The organism is Nonomuraea sp. B1E8, assembly GCF_039871515.1.
GTDB lineage: Bacteria > Actinomycetota > Actinomycetes > Streptosporangiales > Streptosporangiaceae > Nonomuraea.
This window is the reverse complement of the sequence record NZ_JBDPLS010000001.1, coordinates 106,286-123,245: the sequence shown is the minus strand read 5'-3', so window position 1 is coordinate 123,245 and position 16,960 is coordinate 106,286. Positions and strand designations below refer to the sequence as shown.

Below are 16,960 nucleotides of genomic sequence, written 5' to 3'. Positions count from 1 at the left end.
GACGAACGGACACGCATGCGAATCGAGAACCTGCTGCGGCAGAACGCGGTACGACGAGGCCCGCTGCCCGCAGTCATCTGCGACCAGGCCCAGCTGTCCTGGGCCGAGCTGGACGTCGAGACCAACCGGCTGGCCAACGCGCTGATCGGGCTCGGATACCGCGCGCAGGAGAGGGTCGCGCTGGTGCTGTCCAACTGCCATCACATCGTGACTGCCTTCCACGGCGCGTGGAAGGCCAACCTGGTCACCGTGGGGATCAACACCCGGCTGACCGCACCCGAGATCGCCCGCATCCTCACCCACTCGGGCGCGTCCGTCATCATCTGTGACACTCCCGCCGCGGTCGAGGCGGCCACGCAGGTGCCGGGCATCCGCGGCATCTACACCATCGGCCTGGGCGACGACGAGCAAGGATCGTTCGTGCACCTGGTCGCCTCCGGTGACCCGGGCGAGGTGCCCGAGACGGGCACCGGCGACGAGCTGCGCTCGCTGCGCTACACCAGCGGCACCACCGGCGCGTCCAAGGGCTGCATGGCCACGCACGACCAGCAGCTCGCCAGCACGGCCAACTACCTGTGCGAGGTCAACGTGCCGCGCGGCGGCCCCACCTGGATCTCGGTGCCGCTGACGCTGGGGGTCGGCGCGTCCTTCGTGACGACCACCGCCTACCTCGGCGTCCCGCTGCTGCTGCGCAGGCGCTTCGACCCGGCCGCGTTCGTCGACGACATCGACAGTTTCGGAGTCGAGCACGCCTTCCTGGTGCCGACCATGCTGGTCGACCTGGTGCGGGCGCTGCCCGAGCTCGACCTCACGCGCGCGAGCGCGCTCAAGCTGGTCGGGTACGGCGGCGCGTCGGTGTCGTGGAGCCTGATCCGGTCCCTGGCGGAGGCGTTGGACCTGGAGTTCTACCACGCGTTCGGGGCGACGGAGGCGGGGGGTTTCGTGGCGTTGCTCACCCCGGACGACCACCGTAACTTCCTGCGCACCGAGGCCGCCTCCATCGTCCCGGTGGGCCGGCCGGCCGCGTTCGCCGAGGTCAAGATCTTCGACGCCGAGGATCGCGAGGTGGCCGTACGGGAGACCGGCGAGATGCGGATCCGGGCGGCCAGCGTGTTCTCCGGCTACTGGAGTCAGCCGGAGGTGACCCGCGCGGTGCTCAAGGATGGCTGGCTCCGGCTCGGCGACATGGCCTGGCGGGACGAGCGCGGCTACATCTACCTCGCCGACCGGGCGCAGGGCGTCATCCGGTCGGGGGCGCAGAACGTGTACGCCGGTGAGGTCGAGGCTGTGCTGCAGGCCTGCCCCGGCGTGGCCCGCGCCGCGGTGATCGGCGTGCCGCACGAGCGGTTCGGCGAGTCGGTCAAGGCGCTGGTGCAGCGGGCGCCGGATGCGGCGCTGACGGAGCAGCAGGTCCTCGACTACTGCGCCGAACGGCTGGCCGGCTACAAGCGGCCACGCGAGGTGGAGTTCGTGACCGACCTGCCGGTCGACGAGGGCGGCAAGATCAGGAGGGCCGAGCTGAAGCGCGTCACCGGGACGCGGCTGCTCGGCGAGGTGACCACCGGCGGCGACGCCGCGGCTAAGGAGTTCAGGCGATGAGCGCGAACAAGGTGACGACCCCCGAGGAGGCGGTCGCCGGCATCCCCGACGGAGCCACGATCGCGCTGGGCGGCGTGCACTCCCACAACGGCCCGATGGCGCTGGTGAACGCGCTGATCCGGCGCGGGGTCAGGGACCTGGAGCTGATCCCGACGCCGAGCGCGGGTGCGCCCGTCGACATGCTCATCGCCGCCGGCTGTGTCAAGCGGCTGCACGTGTCCTATGTCGGGCTGGAGTTCCTCGGCATGGCGCCGAACTACCGCCGGGCCGCGGAGAGCCAGTCGATCGAGATCGTCGAGGGGGATGAGGCGTACATCGTCTACGGCTTCCGCGCCGGCGCGAGCACGCTGCCGTTCCTGCCGCTTCCTCCGCTGTACGAGGGCACCGACCTGCCCAAGGTCAACAAGAACGTCCGGACGACGATCGATCCGTACACCGGGCGTACCGTGACCACGATTCCCGCCCTGCGGGCGGACTACGGACTGTTCCACGCGCAGGTCACCGACCGGAAGGGCAACGCGCAGATCTTCGGCCAGCGGCGGTTCGAGGACGTGATGGCGAAGGCCAGCGACCACGTCATCATCAGCTCGGACGAGATCCTGGACGAGTACGCTCCGGCCCCCGACCCGCGCCTGGTGTCCATCCCCGGCGCGATCGTGGACATCGTCGCCCACGCGCCCTACGGCTCGCATCCGCTGTCCTCCCCGGGGCACTACGCCTACGACCGGGAGCGGCTGGTGGAGTACCGGGATCTCGCCGCCCAGGACCGGACCAAGGAGTACCTGGACGAGTACGTGTTCGGGGTCGAGGACCACCAGGAGTATCTGGACAAGATGGGCGCCCGGCGTCTGCTGGGTCTCCAGCAGACGTTCCGCTGAGCGGGGCCGGCGCGGGTCCCGGGCCGGGGGGGCCTACCAGGAGTAGGCCTCCGGCGCGGGGCCCGGGCCGGGGAAGATGGCGTCGAGGCGGTCGAGCGTCTTGTCGTCCAGGGTCACCTCGAAGGCGTGGGTGGCGGCGTGGAGCTGGGCCAGGGTGCGCGGCCCGATGATCGGCGCGGTCACGCCGGGGCGGCCCAGCAGCCAGGCCATCGCGACGTCGGCGGGGCTCTCGCCGAGCTCGTCGCACAGGTCCTCGAAGGCCTGGACGGCGGCGCGGTGCCGGTCCAGTTTGATCAGTCGCTTGCCTCGGTGGGTGGCCACGTTGGCGCCGGGCAGCGGGGCGCCCATCCGGTTCTCGCGCTCCTTGCGCAGGATCCCGCCGAGCAGGCCGGCGTCGAGCGGCGACCACGGCATCATGCCGACGCCGTAGTGCGCGCAGGCGGGCAGGACCTCCAGCTCGGCGGTGCGTTCGAGCAGGTTGTAGATGGTCTGCTCGCTGACCAGGCCCGGGTGACCGCGCCGGGCGGCGGCCTCCTGCCCGGCGGCGATGTGCCAGCCGGGGTGGTTCGAGGACCCGACATAGACGATCTTGCCCTGGGTCTTGAGGACGTCCATCGCCTCCCAGATCTCCTCCCACGGGGTCGATCGGTCGATGTGGTGCATCTGGTAGATGTCGATGTGGTCCGTGTTCAGCCGCCGTAGCGACGCCTCGCAGGCACGCCTGATGTGCAGCGCGGACAGGCCGGCGTCGTTCGGCCAGGCGGACATGCGGCCGTACAGCTTGGTGCTGAGCACCGTGCGTTCGCGGCGGCCCCCGCCGGTGGACAGCCACCGGCCGATGATCTGCTCGGTCAGTCCTTCGCCGAACTGCCAGCCGTACACGTCGGACGTGTCGATCAGGTTGATCCCCAGCTCGTGGGCGTGATCCATGATCTGGAACGCGTCCTCCTCGGTGGTCTGGGTGCCGAAGTTGTCCGTGCCGAGCACCAGACGGCTGACGGTCAGACCGCTGCGACCGAGATGAGTGAACTCCATGAGATCTCCGAATTCCATTTATCGGACGATGAGTCCTATATTTGAATTTTGATGGTAGCGTTCCGGTGCAGACGAGGTAAAGAGCGCTGGTCCGGCAGGCAGTCACGGTTCTGGCCGCATGTGTACCTGGGCCACGGCACAGATCTGCCCAAGGAGACTCCTCGATGAGCACAAACCTGTCCGAGCACATCGCCGTCGCGGAGTTGCCGGCGGCGCACAGCTTCGCCGGAGGGGCGCTGCGCGGTGGCGGCGGGGCGGTCTTCCCGACCTGTCATCCGGGTGACGGCTCGCTGATCGCGCAGGTCGAGGCGGCCACGGCCGGGTTCGTCGACGAAGTTGTCGCGGGCGCGGTCGCGGCTCAGCCTGCCTGGGCGCGCACCTCCCCGCACGAACGCGCGCGGATCCTGCGCACGGCCGCCGACCTGATCGAGGCGCAAGCGGCACGGCTCGTCCACCTGGTCGCGCTGGACAACGGCAAGACGCTGGCGGAGGCGCGTGGCGACGTCTTCGTGGCGGCGGCCCACCTACGTGCTGCGGCGGGGTGGGCCGCCACCCTCGAAGGCGGCACCCTGCCGGCGGACGGCTCCACGCTGCGGATGACCTTCCGGGAGCCGGTGGGGGTGGTGGCGGCGGTCATCCCGTTCAACACCACGTTCATGTTCGCGGCGCAGAAGGCCGGCCCGGCGCTGGCGGCGGGCAACGCGATCGTGATCAAGGCTCCTGAGCTCAGCCCGCTGGCGGCGCCCGTGTTCGCCGAGATCCTCACGGCTGCCGGACTCCCCGGCGGCCTCGTCCAGGTGCTCCAGGGCGCGGGAGAGGTCGGCCGCCGGCTGGTCGAGCATCCCGGGGTGAGCATGGTGTCGTTCACCGGCAGCACCGCGGTCGGCCGGCAGGTGATGGGCTCGGCGGCGGACGGGATGAAACGCGTGCTGCTGGAGCTCGGCGGCAAGTCCGCGAACATCGTCTACGCCGACGCGAACCTGGACGCCGCCCTGCACGCCACGGTCGGCGGCATCTTCCGCAACGCCGGGCAGCGATGTTTCTCCGGCTCCCGGCTCCTGGTCGAGGAGTCGATCGCGGACGCGTTCGTCGAGCGGGTCGCCGGCGTGGCGCGCTCGATCAGGGTCGGCGACCCGTTCGCGGCGAACACCCAGCTGGGCGCGCTGATCTCGGCCGGCGAGGCCGCCAGGGTCCGCGCGATGATCGACACGGCGGTGGGGCAGGGAGCGCGCGTCCTGGCGGGCGGTGATCGGCCGCCCGGCGTCCATCCCGCCGGCGCGTTCGTCGCGCCGACCGTACTGGAGATCCCCTCCGGGCTGCCGCGCGTGCCCGCCATCGTGTACGACGAGGTTTTCGGGCCGGTGCTCACGGTCCAGCGGTTCAGCGGCGCGGAGGAGGCCGTCGCGCTCGCCAACGACTCGCCCTTCGGCCTGGTCGGCGGCTGCTGGACCCGTGAACTGGACCGGGCGCTGACGACCGCCAGAGCGGTGCGATCGGGCTATTTCTGGATCAACTCGTATGGGGCGCTGGCGCTGGACGCCCCCATCGGCGGCGTCGGCCTGTCAGGCGTCGGCCGCGAGCTCGGCCGGGTGGGGCACGAGGCCTACACGGAGCTCAAGACGGTGATTGTGGACATCGCCGCGGCCGACGCGCCCCGCTGGTACTGACCTTCAGCCCGATCCTAGGAGTGATCCATGTCCGAGCACTACCGAGGCGCCGTCGTCCGAGAGGCGCACGGGCCACTGGGCTTCGAGGACATCCCGCTGCGGGACCTGACCGGCGACGAGGTGCTGATCAGGGTGACCGCCTGCGGGCTGTGCCACAGCGACGTGCACTTCATGCACGGCACGTCAGGAACGGACTTCCCCTACCTGGTCGGCCATGAGGTGGCCGGCGTCGTCGAGGCCCTGGGGCCGGACGCGACGGGCATCGCGCCGGGCGAGAGCGTCGTCGTCGCGCCGATGGTGGCCTGCCGGGACTGCAGGCACTGCCGTTCGGGACGGCCGGAGGCGTGCGCGTCGAAGCTGCCGCGCCGGCCGAAGGTCACCCTCGGCGACGGCGCCGCCGCGACTCCGGTGCTCGGCGTCGGCGGCCTGGCCGAACGGGTCGTCGTCCCCGCCCGGCAGGCGATCGCGATCGATCCGAGGGTGCCGCCGCCCATCGCCGCGCTGCTCGGCTGCGGCGTGCCCAGCGGCTTCGGCGCGGCCGTCAACACCGCGGAGACCGGGCCGGCCGACGACGTGGTGGTCATCGGCTGCGGTGGCGTGGGGATCGCGGCCATCGCCGGGGCCGCGTACGTGCGGGCGCGGACGATCATCGCGATCGACACCAATCCCGGCAAACTCGCCGTCGCCGAACGGTTCGGCGCCACCCGCCTCATCGACGCGTCCCAGGAGGACCCGGGCGAACGCGTCCGCGAGTTGACCGGCGGCCTGGGCGCGGACGTCGTCCTGGACGCGGTCGGCGGGCCCGCCACCTTCGCGACGGCCGACGGCCTGCGGGCCCCCGGCTCGCGGCTGGTGATCGTCGGCGCCCCCAAGCAGGGGGACGTGGCCGAGGTGCCGCTGCGCCGGCTGTTCCTGACCGGAGGGTCGATCAGGGTCTCCATCTGGGGAGACTGCGTCGCGGCGCGGGACCTGCCGCTGCTCGCGAACCTCTATCTGGGGGGCCGGCTGCCGCTGGACGAGTACGTCTCGGGGACGTTCGCTCTCACCGGCGCGCAGGAGGGTTACGACCGGCTGCTGGCAGGAGAAGCGCTGCGCAGCGTGGTCGTTCCCTGAGGTCGTAGTTGACAAGTTGACATCCACAGCCGGACAATCAATTCAAATTCCGGACTACTTGTCCGATAATTGACACACACTGAGGATCAGATGATGGCGACAGCCGATCTCCGCGCACCGCGCTCGCTCAACCACATCGCCTATCCGACGTGGGACTCCCAAGCCACGCACGACTTCTACACCGAGGTACTCAAGTGCGAGCTGCTCACCGCGATCCAGCTGGACGAGGTGCCTTCCAACGGAGCCCGCACGCCCTACCTGCACACCTTCTTCGGGCTCGGCGACGGCAGCGCCATCGCCTTCTTCGAGGTCGACGACATGCCCAACCCCGGCCCCGACTCGGTGCCCTCCTGGGTGCGGCACATCGCGTTCAACGTCGACTCCATGGAGGAGCTCGACGAGTGGAAGGCGCACTTCGCGGCCAAGGGCGTGGAGACGGTGGGCATCGTCGACCATGACGGGGTCTGGGAGTCGCTGTACCTCTTCGACCCGAACGGTGTCCGGATCGAGCTGACGTTCCAGACCCGCCCTCTCGACGACGCCGACGCGCGCGCGGGCGCCGAGACGCTGCGGAAGTGGACCGCGCGCGGATAGCGCACGGCCCCGCCGATCCCACCTCTGCCCCATCCGCGCTGATCAGGAGCCGCCCCGTGCTGTCCCGCGACCTACTCCCCATACCGATGACGCCTGGCGGACGCCTGGACATCAACTCCGGCGTCGCCCGGATGAGCGGGAAGATCTGGGCCACCCTCTGGAAGAACGATCTGCGGAAGCCGTCGACCGCCGTGCTGATCGTGCACCCAGCGTCCAACTTCATCGGTCACTACGCCCTGGAAGAGCTCGCCGCCCGCGGGGTGGCCGCGGTCGGGCTCGCCACCCGTTACGTGGGCAACGACTCCGCGCTCATCATGGAGAACTGCCTCCTGGACATCGGCGCGGCGATCCGCCACCTTCGCGAGCTGGGCTACCAGCGGGTCGTCCTGGTCGGAAACTCCGGCGGTGGCGGGCTCGCCGCGCTCTACCAGGCGCAGGCGGAGAACCCCACCATCACCCACACCCCGGCCGGCGACCCCGTCGACCTGGCCGGGGCCGGGCTCATCCCGGCTGACAAGATCGTCATGGCCATGGCGCACCCCGGCCGTGCGGTCGTCTACACCGAGGGGCTCGACCCGGCCATCACCGACGAGCGGCGGCCCTTCGACCGGGACGCCTCGCTCGACATGTTCGATCCCGCCAACGGCCCGGCCTACGGAGAGGAGTTCGTCGAGCGTTACCGCCTCGCCCAGATCGACCGCAACCGCCGGATCACCGCCTGGGCGACCGAGCAGATAGAAGCGCTGCGCGGGTACGTCCGTGAGCCGGCGGCGGGGGAGAAGGTGGCCCCCGACGACCTCCCCTTCGTCGTGCACGGCACGGCCGCCGACCCGCGCTTCCTGGACCTGGCCCTCGACCCGTCCGACCGGCAGGCCGGCACCCTGTGGGGCAGCCCCTGGGCGGCCAACTTCCAGCCGGCCTCGCTGGGCCACCTCACGAGCCTGCGCTCCTGGCTGAGCCAGTGGAGCTACGACCACAGCCGGGCCAACGCCTACGTCGCTCTCCCAGAGGTGCAGGCGCCGGTCATGGTCGTCTACGGATCAGCCGACTGCGCCGCCTTCCCCAGCCACGCCCGCACCATGTACGAGGCCGTCGCGCACGACAGGCGTGAGCTGGTCGAGATCAAGGGCGCGGACCACTACTTCCAGGGCCGCCCCGATCTGGCCAGGGTCATGTGCGACCACATCGCCGAGTGGAGCAAGTGATGGGCATCCTCGACGTGGCCGTGGTCGGCGCCGGCCCGGTCGGGCTCACTGCGGCCCTCGCCCTGGCCAGGCGCGGCGCGTCCGTCACCGTCTTCGAGGAGGCCGACCGGCTGAGCACCGAGTGGCGGGCCTCGACCTTCCACCCGCCGACGATGGAGATCGCCCGCGACCTCGGCGTCGTCTCCACGATGCTGGAGGCCGGCATCGTCGCGCGGAAGTACCAGGTGCACGATCGCCGCGACGGTCTGATCGCGGAGTTCGACTTCGGCATGCTCGCCGACGAGACCGCCTATCCCTTCAGATTGCAGCTCGAACAGTACAAATACACTCAAATCATCAAGGACGCGATCAACGAATGCCCCGCCCCGGTCGACGTACGGCTGGCCACGGGTGTGGTGGACGTGAGCCAGGACGAGGACGGCGCGGTGCTGACCACCGCCTCGGGAGAGCGGGTCGCGGCCCGCTGGGTGCTCGCCGCCGACGGCGCGCGCAGCACCATCCGCAAGGCGCTCGGGAGCTCGTTCGAGGGGCTCACCTACGAGCACCGCTACCTGGTGCTGAGCATCGACTATCCGGTGGAGACGCTGCTGCCGGGCATCTGTGACGTCAACTACATCGCCGACCCGGTGGAACACCTGCTGATCCTCCGGGTGCCGGACGTCTGGCGGATCGTCGTCTCGGTGCCGCCGCACGTCACCACCGATGAGGCCCTCTCCGACCAGTACGTCGCGGACCGGCTGCGGGGCGTCTTCGGCGACCATCCCGAGTTGCCGCTGCGCGAACGGAAGATCTACTCCGTGCACCAGCGGGTGGCCGACACCTTCCGCAAGGACCGGGTGCTGCTGCTCGGCGACGCGGCGCATGTCAACAGCCCGATGGGCGGCATGGGCCTCAACGGCGGCATTCACGACGCCTTCGACCTGTCCATCCAGCTCAGCGCGGTGCTCCGCGGCGAGGCCGGCACCGACGTGCTGGACGCCTGGGCGCACCGCAGGCGCAAGGCCGCCGTCGAGGCGGTGCAGGAGCTCACGCACCGCACGACCACCGCCATGGCGGAGCAGGACGAGTCGGAGCGGCGCAAGTTCCAGCTTCAGATGTCGGAGATCGTGGCCGATCCGCTGCGGGCGCACGACTGGATGATGGACGCCGCGATGATCTCCAACGTGCGCGCCCACGACCTGCCGCCGCGGGCCGGATGACCGGCGTACCGAAGGAGAGCCGATGGACTTCGAGCTGACGGACGAGCAGCGGGACATCCGCGGCACCGTGCGCGCCTTCGTCACCAAGGAGCTCCTCCCGCTGGAGGAGGACTTCCTCCGGCTGGTGCGCGACGGCGGCGCGCGGCTGCCCCGGGACGAGGAGCGCCGGCTGCGCGCCAAGGCGCGCCAGTTCGGCTTCTGGGGGCTCAGCACGCCCGAGGAGTACGGCGGGATGGCGCTTCCGGCGGTCACCCAATCGCTGATCCACGCCGAGCTGGCGAAGACCTGTGTGCCCTTCCGCTTCGGCGGGGAGGCCGACAACATCCTGTACGGCGCGGACGCGGCCCAGCAGGAGGAGTACCTGAAGCCGACGATCGAGGGCGAGCGCCTCGGCTGTTTCGCGCTGACCGAGCCGGGCGCGGGGTCCGACGCCGGGGCGATCAGCACCTACGCGCGGCGGGACGGCGACGACTGGCTGATCAACGGCGAGAAGACCTTCATCAGCAACGGCCACGAGGCCGACTACGCGATCGTCATCGCGCTCACCGACAGGGACAAGGGCGCCCGCCACGGCGCGACCGCGTTTCTCGTCGACCGGGAGGCCGGCTGGACCTCCTCGCCGATCAGCACGATGGGCAGCTGGCACCAGCCCGCGTCGCTGTCCTTCGACGACGTACGGGTGCCGGCCGGCAAGGTCCTCGGCGAGGTCGGCGGCGGGTTCCAGCTGGCCATGCGGTGGGTCGGCAAGGGCCGCTACGTGATCTCCGCGCAGTGTGTCGGCATCGCCGAGCGCTGTCTGCGGATGGCGGTGGACTACGCCGGCCTGCGCGAGACATTCGGCCGCAAGATAGGCCAGAACCAGGCGATCCAATGGATGATCGCCGACTCCGAGACCGAGCTCGAAGCGGCCCGCTGGCTGGCCCTCCGGGCCGCCTGGGACGTTGACCGGGGGGCCGACGCCAGACACGCGTCGGCCATGGCGAAGCTCTTCTGCACCGCGATGGTTGGCCGGGTCGTGGATCGGGCACTCCAGATCCACGGCGGGATGGGCTACACCAAGGAGCTTCCCCTCGAAGGCTGGTATCGCGCCGTCCGCGCGATGCGCATCTTCGAAGGCACCGATGAGGTGCAGCGGCTCATCCTTTCGCGCGACCTGTTGCGCGGCCATACCCGAATCGGAGGCCACCTTGCCTGACTCCACCGATCGCACAATGAGCGTTGCCACGGCCCTGCGCGCCGCGGCCGAAGTGGTGGGCGACCGGCCCGCGGTGATCCAGGGTGACCGGTCCGTCGGCTACGCCGAATTGCACGCCCGCTCTTCGCGGCTCGCCGGGGTGCTGGCGGAGCGCGGGGTCGGCCCCGGCTCGACCGTCGCGATCTCCCTGTACAACTCGTTCGCGTACCTGGAGATCATGTACGCCGTGTTCAAGCTGGGCGCGCAGCCGGTCAACATCAATTACCGCTATCTCGCCCCAGAGCTGCACTACGTGCTCGACTACACCGATGCGGCCGCTTTCGTCTATGACACCAGCCTGGCCGCCCAGGTTCAGCAGATAGACGGCGACCTCCCCAAGCTGGGCCTGTTCGTGGAAGCCGGATCGGCCGCCGAGCCGCTCGCACCGGCGGTGTCCTTCGAGTGGGCGGCCGAGCACGGTCCGGTCCACGAGGAGATCGACACCGACTCGCCGCACGGCATCATCCTGCTCACCGGCGGCACGACCGGCCGGCCGAAGGGCGTCATCTGGGACCGTGACGGGCTGCTGGGCATCATCGCCTCGGTCTTCCGCCAGCACGGTCTCCCGGCGCCGGAGACGCCGAGCGACGTGCGGGCGCGGGTCCGCGAGCTGCACGAAAGGGGCCTCGCCCCCACCGTGCTGCCGATGTCGCCGCTCATCCACGGCACCGGCCTGCTGCAGACGCTGCGCAGCCTGTACGGCGGTGGCACGATCTGCTTCTGCACCTCCAAGTCCCTCAACGCGGACGAGGTGTGGCAGACCGTCCAGCAGCACGCGGTCACCGACATGGTCATCGTCGGCGACGCGTTCGGCCGCCCCCTGGTGGACTCCCTGGCCGCCGCCGAGAGCTCCGGGAAGCCGTACGACATCAGCAGCCTGCGTACCATGACCAGCTCCGGCGTCATCTGGAGTGCCGACGTCAAGCGCCGGCTGCTGCGGCACGGCAACGACCTGACCCTGATCGACAACATCTCCGCCTCAGAAGGCGGCCCGTTCGGGATGGCCGTGGCGCGCTCGGAGGCCGACCTGGCGGACGGGCGGTTCACGTTGGCCCCCGTGGCCCGGATCCTCGACGAGAACGATCAGGACATCAAGCCGGGCACCGGTCAGATCGGCATCCTGGCCAGCGCCGGACCGCAGCCGGTCGGGTACCTCAAGGACCCGGAGCGGACGGCCAGGGTCTGGCGGGTCATCGACGGCGTCCGCTACTCGGTGCCGGGGGACCTCGCCTCGCTGGACGCGGACGGGAAGCTGATCCTGCTCGGCCGGGGGGACGGCGTGATCAACACCGGGGGCGAGAAGGTCTTCCCGGAGGAGGTCGAAGAGGCGCTGCTGACCCACCCGAAGATCACCGACGCGGTCATCGTCGGCGTCCCGGACCCGCGCTGGGGCCAGATCGTGGTGGCCGTCGTCGCCCCGGCGAGCGCGCTCGCCGACATCGAGGACAAGGAGCTGAGCGGCCTCGTGGCCGGGCGGCTCGCCGGATACAAGCGCCCGCGCCGGATCGTCCGGGTCGACTCGCTCCCCCGGAGCCCGGCAGGCAAGATCAACCGCGCGTCGGCCCGTGATGTGGCCACCCGCTACCTGCAAGCAGAGGAGACAGCGTCGTGACCGGCATACCGTTCCCGATCGAGCAGGGCCACGTGCGGGCCTTCGCCCGCGCCCTGGGCGAGGACGCCGACGTGCTCCCGCCCACCTTCCCGATCGCCTTCGCCCAGTTCGACCCGGACTGGGGGCTGCGGATGCGCCCCGGCGCGCCCTGGAACGGCTCCGGGGCCGGCCCCGGCGTGTCATCCGGCGGAGGCGGCGGCCTGCACGCCGAGCAGGAGTTCGAGTACTTCCGCCCGATCCGGGTCGGCGAGACGCTGACGGCCCGCAGGCGCGAGGGCCGGACGTGGAGCAAGACCGGCGGGCGCGGCGTCCTCAACTTCGCCGAGCGGCACGTCGACTTCTTCGACGCCGGCGAAGAGCTGGTCGCCCGCTCGACCACGGTCTCGGTCACGGTCACCCCCAAGACCGACGACGACACCCCGGAGGCAGGCCGATGACCGTGACAACCGACCAGGAAGTACGTCAGGTCGTCGTGACGGACCTCAAACGCACGCAGATCGTGATGTACGCCGGCGCCGGCGGAGACTTCAACCCACTGCACACCGACGAGCCGTTCGCCACCCGGATCGCCGGCCACCCGACCGTCATGGCCCATGGGATGCTCACCATGGGCCTGGCCGGCCGCGTGCTGACCGACTGGTTCGGGCACGAGAACATCCGGCGTTACCGGGCCCGGTTCAAGGCGCCCGTCTGGCCCGGCGACACCATCACCGCGACGGCGACCGTCACCTCGGTGGACACGGTCGACGGGCAGCGGCGCGCCGAGCTCACCATCTCGGCGGTGAACGCGGCGGGCGTGGAAGTGCTGTCCGGCAGCGCCACCGCGATCGTCGCCGGCCAGGGAGAGACGGCGTGATGGACATCACCGCGCTCGACGCGATCGACGTGCACACCCACGTGCAGATCTCCGTCCACGACACTCCGGGGTCCGGTGACGACAGGTTCTCGGCGATGGCCGACTACTTCAAGGCCGGTGCGGTCCGGACGTTCACCGTGCCCATGATCGCCGAGTACTACCGCGAGCGGAACATGGCGGCGATCGTCTTCGGCGTCGACTCCATGCACGTCAGCGGCAAGGAGCAGTCTCCCGGCAACGAGGAGATCGCCGAGCAGGCGGCACTCCACAGCGACGTGCTCATCCCGTTCGCGAGCATCGATCCGCATCGCGGCGCGGCGGGCGTGCGGGCGGCGCGGCGGCTGATCGAGGAGTACGGCGTCCGCGGCTTCAAGTTCCATCCCACCTCGCAGGGCTTCTTCCCGAACGACCGGATGGCCTATCCGCTCTACGAGGTCATCGCCGAGCACGGGCTGACCGCGCTCTTCCACACCGGCCAGACCGGCGCGGGCGCGGGCACCCCGGGCGGCGGCGGGCTGCGGTTGAAGTACTCCAACCCGATGCACATCGACGACGTGGCCGTCGACTTCCCCGACCTGCAGATCATCCTCGCGCACCCGTCGTTCCCCTGGCAGGACGAGGCGCTGTCGGTCGCCATGCACAAGCCGAAGGTGTACATCGACCTGTCCGGGTGGTCGCCGAAGTACTTCCCGCCACAGCTGGTGCAGTACGCGAACACGCTGCTCAAGGACAAGGTTCTCTTCGGCTCGGACTTCCCGATGATCACCCCGGAGCGCTGGCTGGCCGACTTCGCCAAGATCGCCATCCGGGACGAGATCCGCCCGAAGATCCTCAAGGAGAACGCGGCCAGACTGTTCGGGCTCGGTTAGGGGAGGTCGCGATGCATTGCACCGGTCCCTTCGACAGGACCGTCGACGTGGCCGTGCTCGGTCTGGGCGACGCGGGTGCGGTCGCCGCGGTGACCGCGCACGACGAGGGCGCCGAGGTGCTCGTCATCGAGAAGCAGCGGGCCGACGACCACCGGCCCAACAGCCGCTACGCCGCCGGCTTCTTCCTCGTGCCGGAGGACGTGGACGGCGCGGTGGAGTACCTGTCCGCGATGTACGCGGTCAACGGCGAGCTGCCCCTGATCGATCCCGGCCTGATCCGCACCTGGGCAGAGGAGACGGCGGCCAACCCGGCCTGGCTCGACGCGCACGGCGGCACGTACCAGAAGCTGAACATCCGTGGCGAGCACCCCTCTCTGCCCGGTCACGAGTCGATCAGGGTCTACAAGGCGCAGCCCACGAGCGGCCCCGACGGCTACACCGGCTGCCCGATGCACGGCTTCCTGCGGAGCCTGGTGGCCGAGCGCGGGATCGAGGTCCGGTACGCCACGGCGGCCAAGAGGCTGCTCACCGACGACCGCGGCGCGGTCGTCGGGGTGGAGACCGAAGGCGCGGGCGGAGCCCAGCGGATCGGCGTGCGTCGCGGCGTCGTGCTGGCGGTCGGCGGCTACGAGGCCAGCGAACGGCTCAAAAAGCACTACCTGCCGGTCACTCCGGTGCATTTCTACGGCACCGAGCACAACACCGGGGACGGCATCACCATGGCGGCCGATATCGGCGCGGAGCTGTGGCACATGAATGTCTGGCCAGGTCATTTCGTGGCGAGATTCCCCGATGCCGGATACACCGGGGGAACGGCCGTCGACCTGTGGGGATCGGGCCGGTTCGGGCCGGCCGAGGGTGTGACGGCACCCGGTTCGATCTTCGTCGACGGGTCGGGCCGGCGATTCATCCGCGAGCCGGGCAAGCAGCACGCCGCCCATCTGGCGCTTTTGGCGATGGACCCCGACCAGCTCACTTACCCCCGGATTCCGACGTGGTGGATATTCGATCAGGCCCGTTTCGAGCGGGCGACGCTGGTCCCCACCTACTCGGGCCCCGCCGGACCGGTCCAGGACTACACCTGGAGCGCGGACAACGTGGCCGAACTGCGGCGCGGCTGGATCCAGTCAGCCGAGTCGATCCCCGAGCTGGCCCGCGCCTGCGGGCTCGACCCGGACGCGCTGGAGCGGACGGTCTCCCGCTACAACGAGCACTGCGCGGCGGGCGTCGACGCCGACTTCGGCCGCGACCCCGGCACGCTCACGCCGATCAGCGGTGATCGCTATTTCGCGGTTCCGCTATGGCCGGGCGGCTCGCATACCGTCGGCGGGCCGCGCCGTGACGCGAAAGCGCGGGTGGCCTCGATTCGCGGAGGTTGGATAGACAATCTGTACTCCGCCGGTGAGCTAGGATCATTGCACGGCCTGCTTTATCCGACGGGTGGCGGCAGTATCGCCGAATGTCTCGCCTTCGGCCGGATTGCTGGGCGTAATGCCGCAGCAGACCGGACTGTCGGATGTTGACCCTCATGCGACGAGTAAAATCAGGCCTGATCAATATCGGCATAATGCGCGTTGTGAAAACCGACAGCGGTAGGGATGGCTTGACGTGAGCACTGGTGATCGCGCCGGCGACAGCGGGAGTCAGGGCAGCGGGTCCCAGACCTTGGATCGGGGTCTGAAACTGTTGGAGCTGCTCGCCGTGGAAGACCGTGACATGACCGTCGCGGAGCTGGCCACGTCGTTGGGCATGCACCGCCAGGCGGTCTATCGGCTGCTCACCACGCTCCGCAACCACCGCCTCGCCGCCGAGGGCAGCTCGGGCCGCTACCGGCTCGGGCTGGGCGTGATCCAGCTGGCCAGACAGGCCAACCCGCAGCTGCGGCGCGCGGTCGTCCCCTACCTGCGGACGCTGGCCGAGGAGCTCGGCGTCACCACGCAGTGCGTCGTGTCGGAGGGCGCCGACGCCGTGGTGCTGGCGGTGGTCGAGCCGTCCGACGCGGTCTTCCACCTGTCCCAGCGCAGCGGCGCCCGCCATCCGCTCGACCAGGGGGCCAGCGGTCTGGCCATCATGCTGGCCAGACCGCCCGAGACCGACGACCCGGCCGGGGTGGTCGAGGCGCGGGAGCGCGGATATGCGGTGTCACGCGGAAACCTGACACCGGGCGCGGTCGGCATAGCGGTGCCCCTCTACGACCGTGACGGGCAGTCGCTGGAGGCGAGTCTCGGCATAGTGTCGATGGTCGACCTGGACGTCGAGCGCACCGCCAAACGCCTGCTCGCCACCGCGGAGCAGATCACCGCCCGCGTGTAGCGGTCCGAGCCGGATCCGCGGGGCGGCCCGCGGACGAGTCCGGAGACACTGAAGAACGGCGACTTAATTGGCGCAATGGCGATTCTGAACGACCGGACTCTCTCCATCAAATGACTGAGATTGATATACCGAAATCCGCTGTGTCGTTCGCTACCCCACGCTGATCGGCCCCGGCTCGAAATCGGTGCGCTTGCGCGATGGCCGACCGCGACGGGTTCGGAGCGCAGGCGGATGCCCGCCTGCCGCTCCACCTGTCCGGCCTGGGTGTGCAGCGTGGCGGCGCGGTGGAAGGGTCGCTGAGGCGGTCAGGGGCCGCCGCCGCAACCACCGCCGCCCCCTCCGCCGTCGCCGCCACTGCCGCAACCACCGCCGCCTGAGGCGCGTGTGTTGTAGTACGAGTACTCATACCGCGGCCGCAGGCCGAGCACGGTTTTCAGTTCCTCGCGGCGCGAACCGTACAGGGCGATCGCGACGGGGCCTTCGGCGGTGTTACGGGGGTTGTCCCGCACGGCCGCCTCAAGAATGTCCTCACCGGCAGGTGTCACGAACCGCCGCCACGGCTGGTAGTCGTAATGATTCCACGCGATCAGCGCGGTCAGCATCACTGCCCCCAGGACGCACAGGGTGGGCACCAATAGCGGTGTCACGCCCGTGGCCAGGGCGGCCCACACCACCCCGACCGTCACCGCCGCCGCGGTCCAGCCCAGCACTGCCCGACGCCCAGGGCCCGGCGGATGGTGGCGGGCTACGCGCGTGGGCGGCCGAAGTCGCCGATTGAGGATGAGC

The 16,960-nt window shown here is 70.2% G+C and carries 16 protein-coding genes; 14 read left to right on the top strand and 2 right to left on the bottom strand.

All coding sequences use genetic code 11. From position 1 onward, the window contains the following. Positions 1-15 precede the first annotated feature (15 nt). On the top strand, positions 16-1,599 hold the full coding sequence (locus tag ABGA98_RS00585; protein WP_347616167.1) for an AMP-binding protein: 1,584 nt from the start codon (positions 16-18) through the stop codon (positions 1,597-1,599). Further along, positions 1,596-2,477: a CoA-transferase gene (locus ABGA98_RS00580; RefSeq protein WP_347616166.1), complete on the top strand. Its 882-nt coding sequence runs from the start codon at positions 1,596-1,598 to the stop codon at positions 2,475-2,477. The genes ABGA98_RS00585 and ABGA98_RS00580 overlap by 4 nt, the downstream gene beginning before the upstream one ends. 33 nt (positions 2,478-2,510) lie before the next feature. Here the strand turns inward: ABGA98_RS00580 and ABGA98_RS00575 are convergent, their stop codons facing one another. After that, complete coding sequence (locus ABGA98_RS00575) at positions 2,511-3,530, bottom strand: aldo/keto reductase (RefSeq protein ID WP_347616165.1); 1,020 nt, start codon at positions 3,528-3,530, stop codon at positions 2,511-2,513. A gap of 146 nt (positions 3,531-3,676) precedes the next feature. On the opposite strand from ABGA98_RS00575, the gene ABGA98_RS00570 reads away from it, so the two are divergent. From ABGA98_RS00570 to ABGA98_RS00515, 12 genes are all read left to right on the top strand, one after another. Beyond that, on the top strand, positions 3,677-5,179 hold the full coding sequence (locus ABGA98_RS00570; RefSeq protein ID WP_347616164.1) for an aldehyde dehydrogenase family protein: 1,503 nt from the start codon (positions 3,677-3,679) through the stop codon (positions 5,177-5,179). Between the two features lie 27 nt (positions 5,180-5,206). Further along, the gene (locus ABGA98_RS00565) at positions 5,207-6,292 is read left to right on the top strand and encodes an alcohol dehydrogenase catalytic domain-containing protein (RefSeq protein ID WP_347616163.1); all 1,086 of its coding nucleotides are present in this window, start codon (positions 5,207-5,209) and stop codon (positions 6,290-6,292) included. 93 nt (positions 6,293-6,385) lie between these two features. Then, a complete protein-coding gene (locus ABGA98_RS00560) occupies positions 6,386-6,886 on the top strand; it encodes a VOC family protein (RefSeq protein WP_347616162.1) in 501 nt (166 codons plus the stop codon). 86 nt (positions 6,887-6,972) lie between these two features. Continuing rightward, a complete protein-coding gene (locus tag ABGA98_RS00555; protein WP_347616161.1) occupies positions 6,973-8,091 on the top strand; it encodes an alpha/beta hydrolase in 1,119 nt (372 codons plus the stop codon). Next, on the top strand, positions 8,091-9,290 hold the full coding sequence (locus ABGA98_RS00550; RefSeq protein ID WP_347616160.1) for an FAD-dependent oxidoreductase: 1,200 nt from the start codon (positions 8,091-8,093) through the stop codon (positions 9,288-9,290). Before ABGA98_RS00555 ends, ABGA98_RS00550 begins: the two co-directional genes overlap by 1 nt. A 22-nt stretch (positions 9,291-9,312) precedes the next feature. Next, a complete protein-coding gene (locus ABGA98_RS00545; RefSeq protein ID WP_347616159.1) occupies positions 9,313-10,485 on the top strand; it encodes an acyl-CoA dehydrogenase family protein in 1,173 nt (390 codons plus the stop codon). A 16-nt stretch (positions 10,486-10,501) separates the two neighbouring features. After that, entirely contained in the window at positions 10,502-12,136 is a 1,635-nt protein-coding gene (locus tag ABGA98_RS00540) for an AMP-binding protein (RefSeq protein ID WP_347616158.1), read from the top strand. After that, positions 12,133-12,573 (top strand): MaoC family dehydratase N-terminal domain-containing protein, encoded by a 441-nt coding sequence (locus ABGA98_RS00535; protein ID WP_347616157.1) that lies wholly within the window; start codon positions 12,133-12,135, stop codon positions 12,571-12,573. The genes ABGA98_RS00540 and ABGA98_RS00535 overlap by 4 nt, the downstream gene beginning before the upstream one ends. Then, on the top strand, positions 12,570-12,992 hold the full coding sequence (locus tag ABGA98_RS00530; RefSeq protein WP_347616156.1) for a MaoC/PaaZ C-terminal domain-containing protein: 423 nt from the start codon (positions 12,570-12,572) through the stop codon (positions 12,990-12,992). The genes ABGA98_RS00535 and ABGA98_RS00530 overlap by 4 nt, the downstream gene beginning before the upstream one ends. Continuing rightward, a complete protein-coding gene (locus ABGA98_RS00525; protein WP_347617681.1) occupies positions 12,992-13,861 on the top strand; it encodes an amidohydrolase family protein in 870 nt (289 codons plus the stop codon). The genes ABGA98_RS00530 and ABGA98_RS00525 overlap by 1 nt, the downstream gene beginning before the upstream one ends. A gap of 11 nt (positions 13,862-13,872) precedes the next feature. Continuing rightward, the gene (locus tag ABGA98_RS00520) at positions 13,873-15,384 is read left to right on the top strand and encodes an FAD-binding protein (protein ID WP_347616155.1); all 1,512 of its coding nucleotides are present in this window, start codon (positions 13,873-13,875) and stop codon (positions 15,382-15,384) included. An 85-nt stretch (positions 15,385-15,469) separates the two neighbouring features. Next, positions 15,470-16,174, top strand: coding sequence for an IclR family transcriptional regulator (locus ABGA98_RS00515; RefSeq protein WP_347616154.1), 705 nt, complete (start codon positions 15,470-15,472; stop codon positions 16,172-16,174). 305 nt (positions 16,175-16,479) lie between these two features. Here the strand turns inward: ABGA98_RS00515 and ABGA98_RS00510 are convergent, their stop codons facing one another. Then, positions 16,480-16,884 carry a hypothetical protein gene (locus tag ABGA98_RS00510; RefSeq protein ID WP_347616153.1) on the bottom strand — a complete coding sequence of 135 codons (405 nt, stop codon included), beginning with the start codon at positions 16,882-16,884 and terminating at the stop codon, positions 16,480-16,482. Positions 16,885-16,960 lie beyond the last annotated feature (76 nt).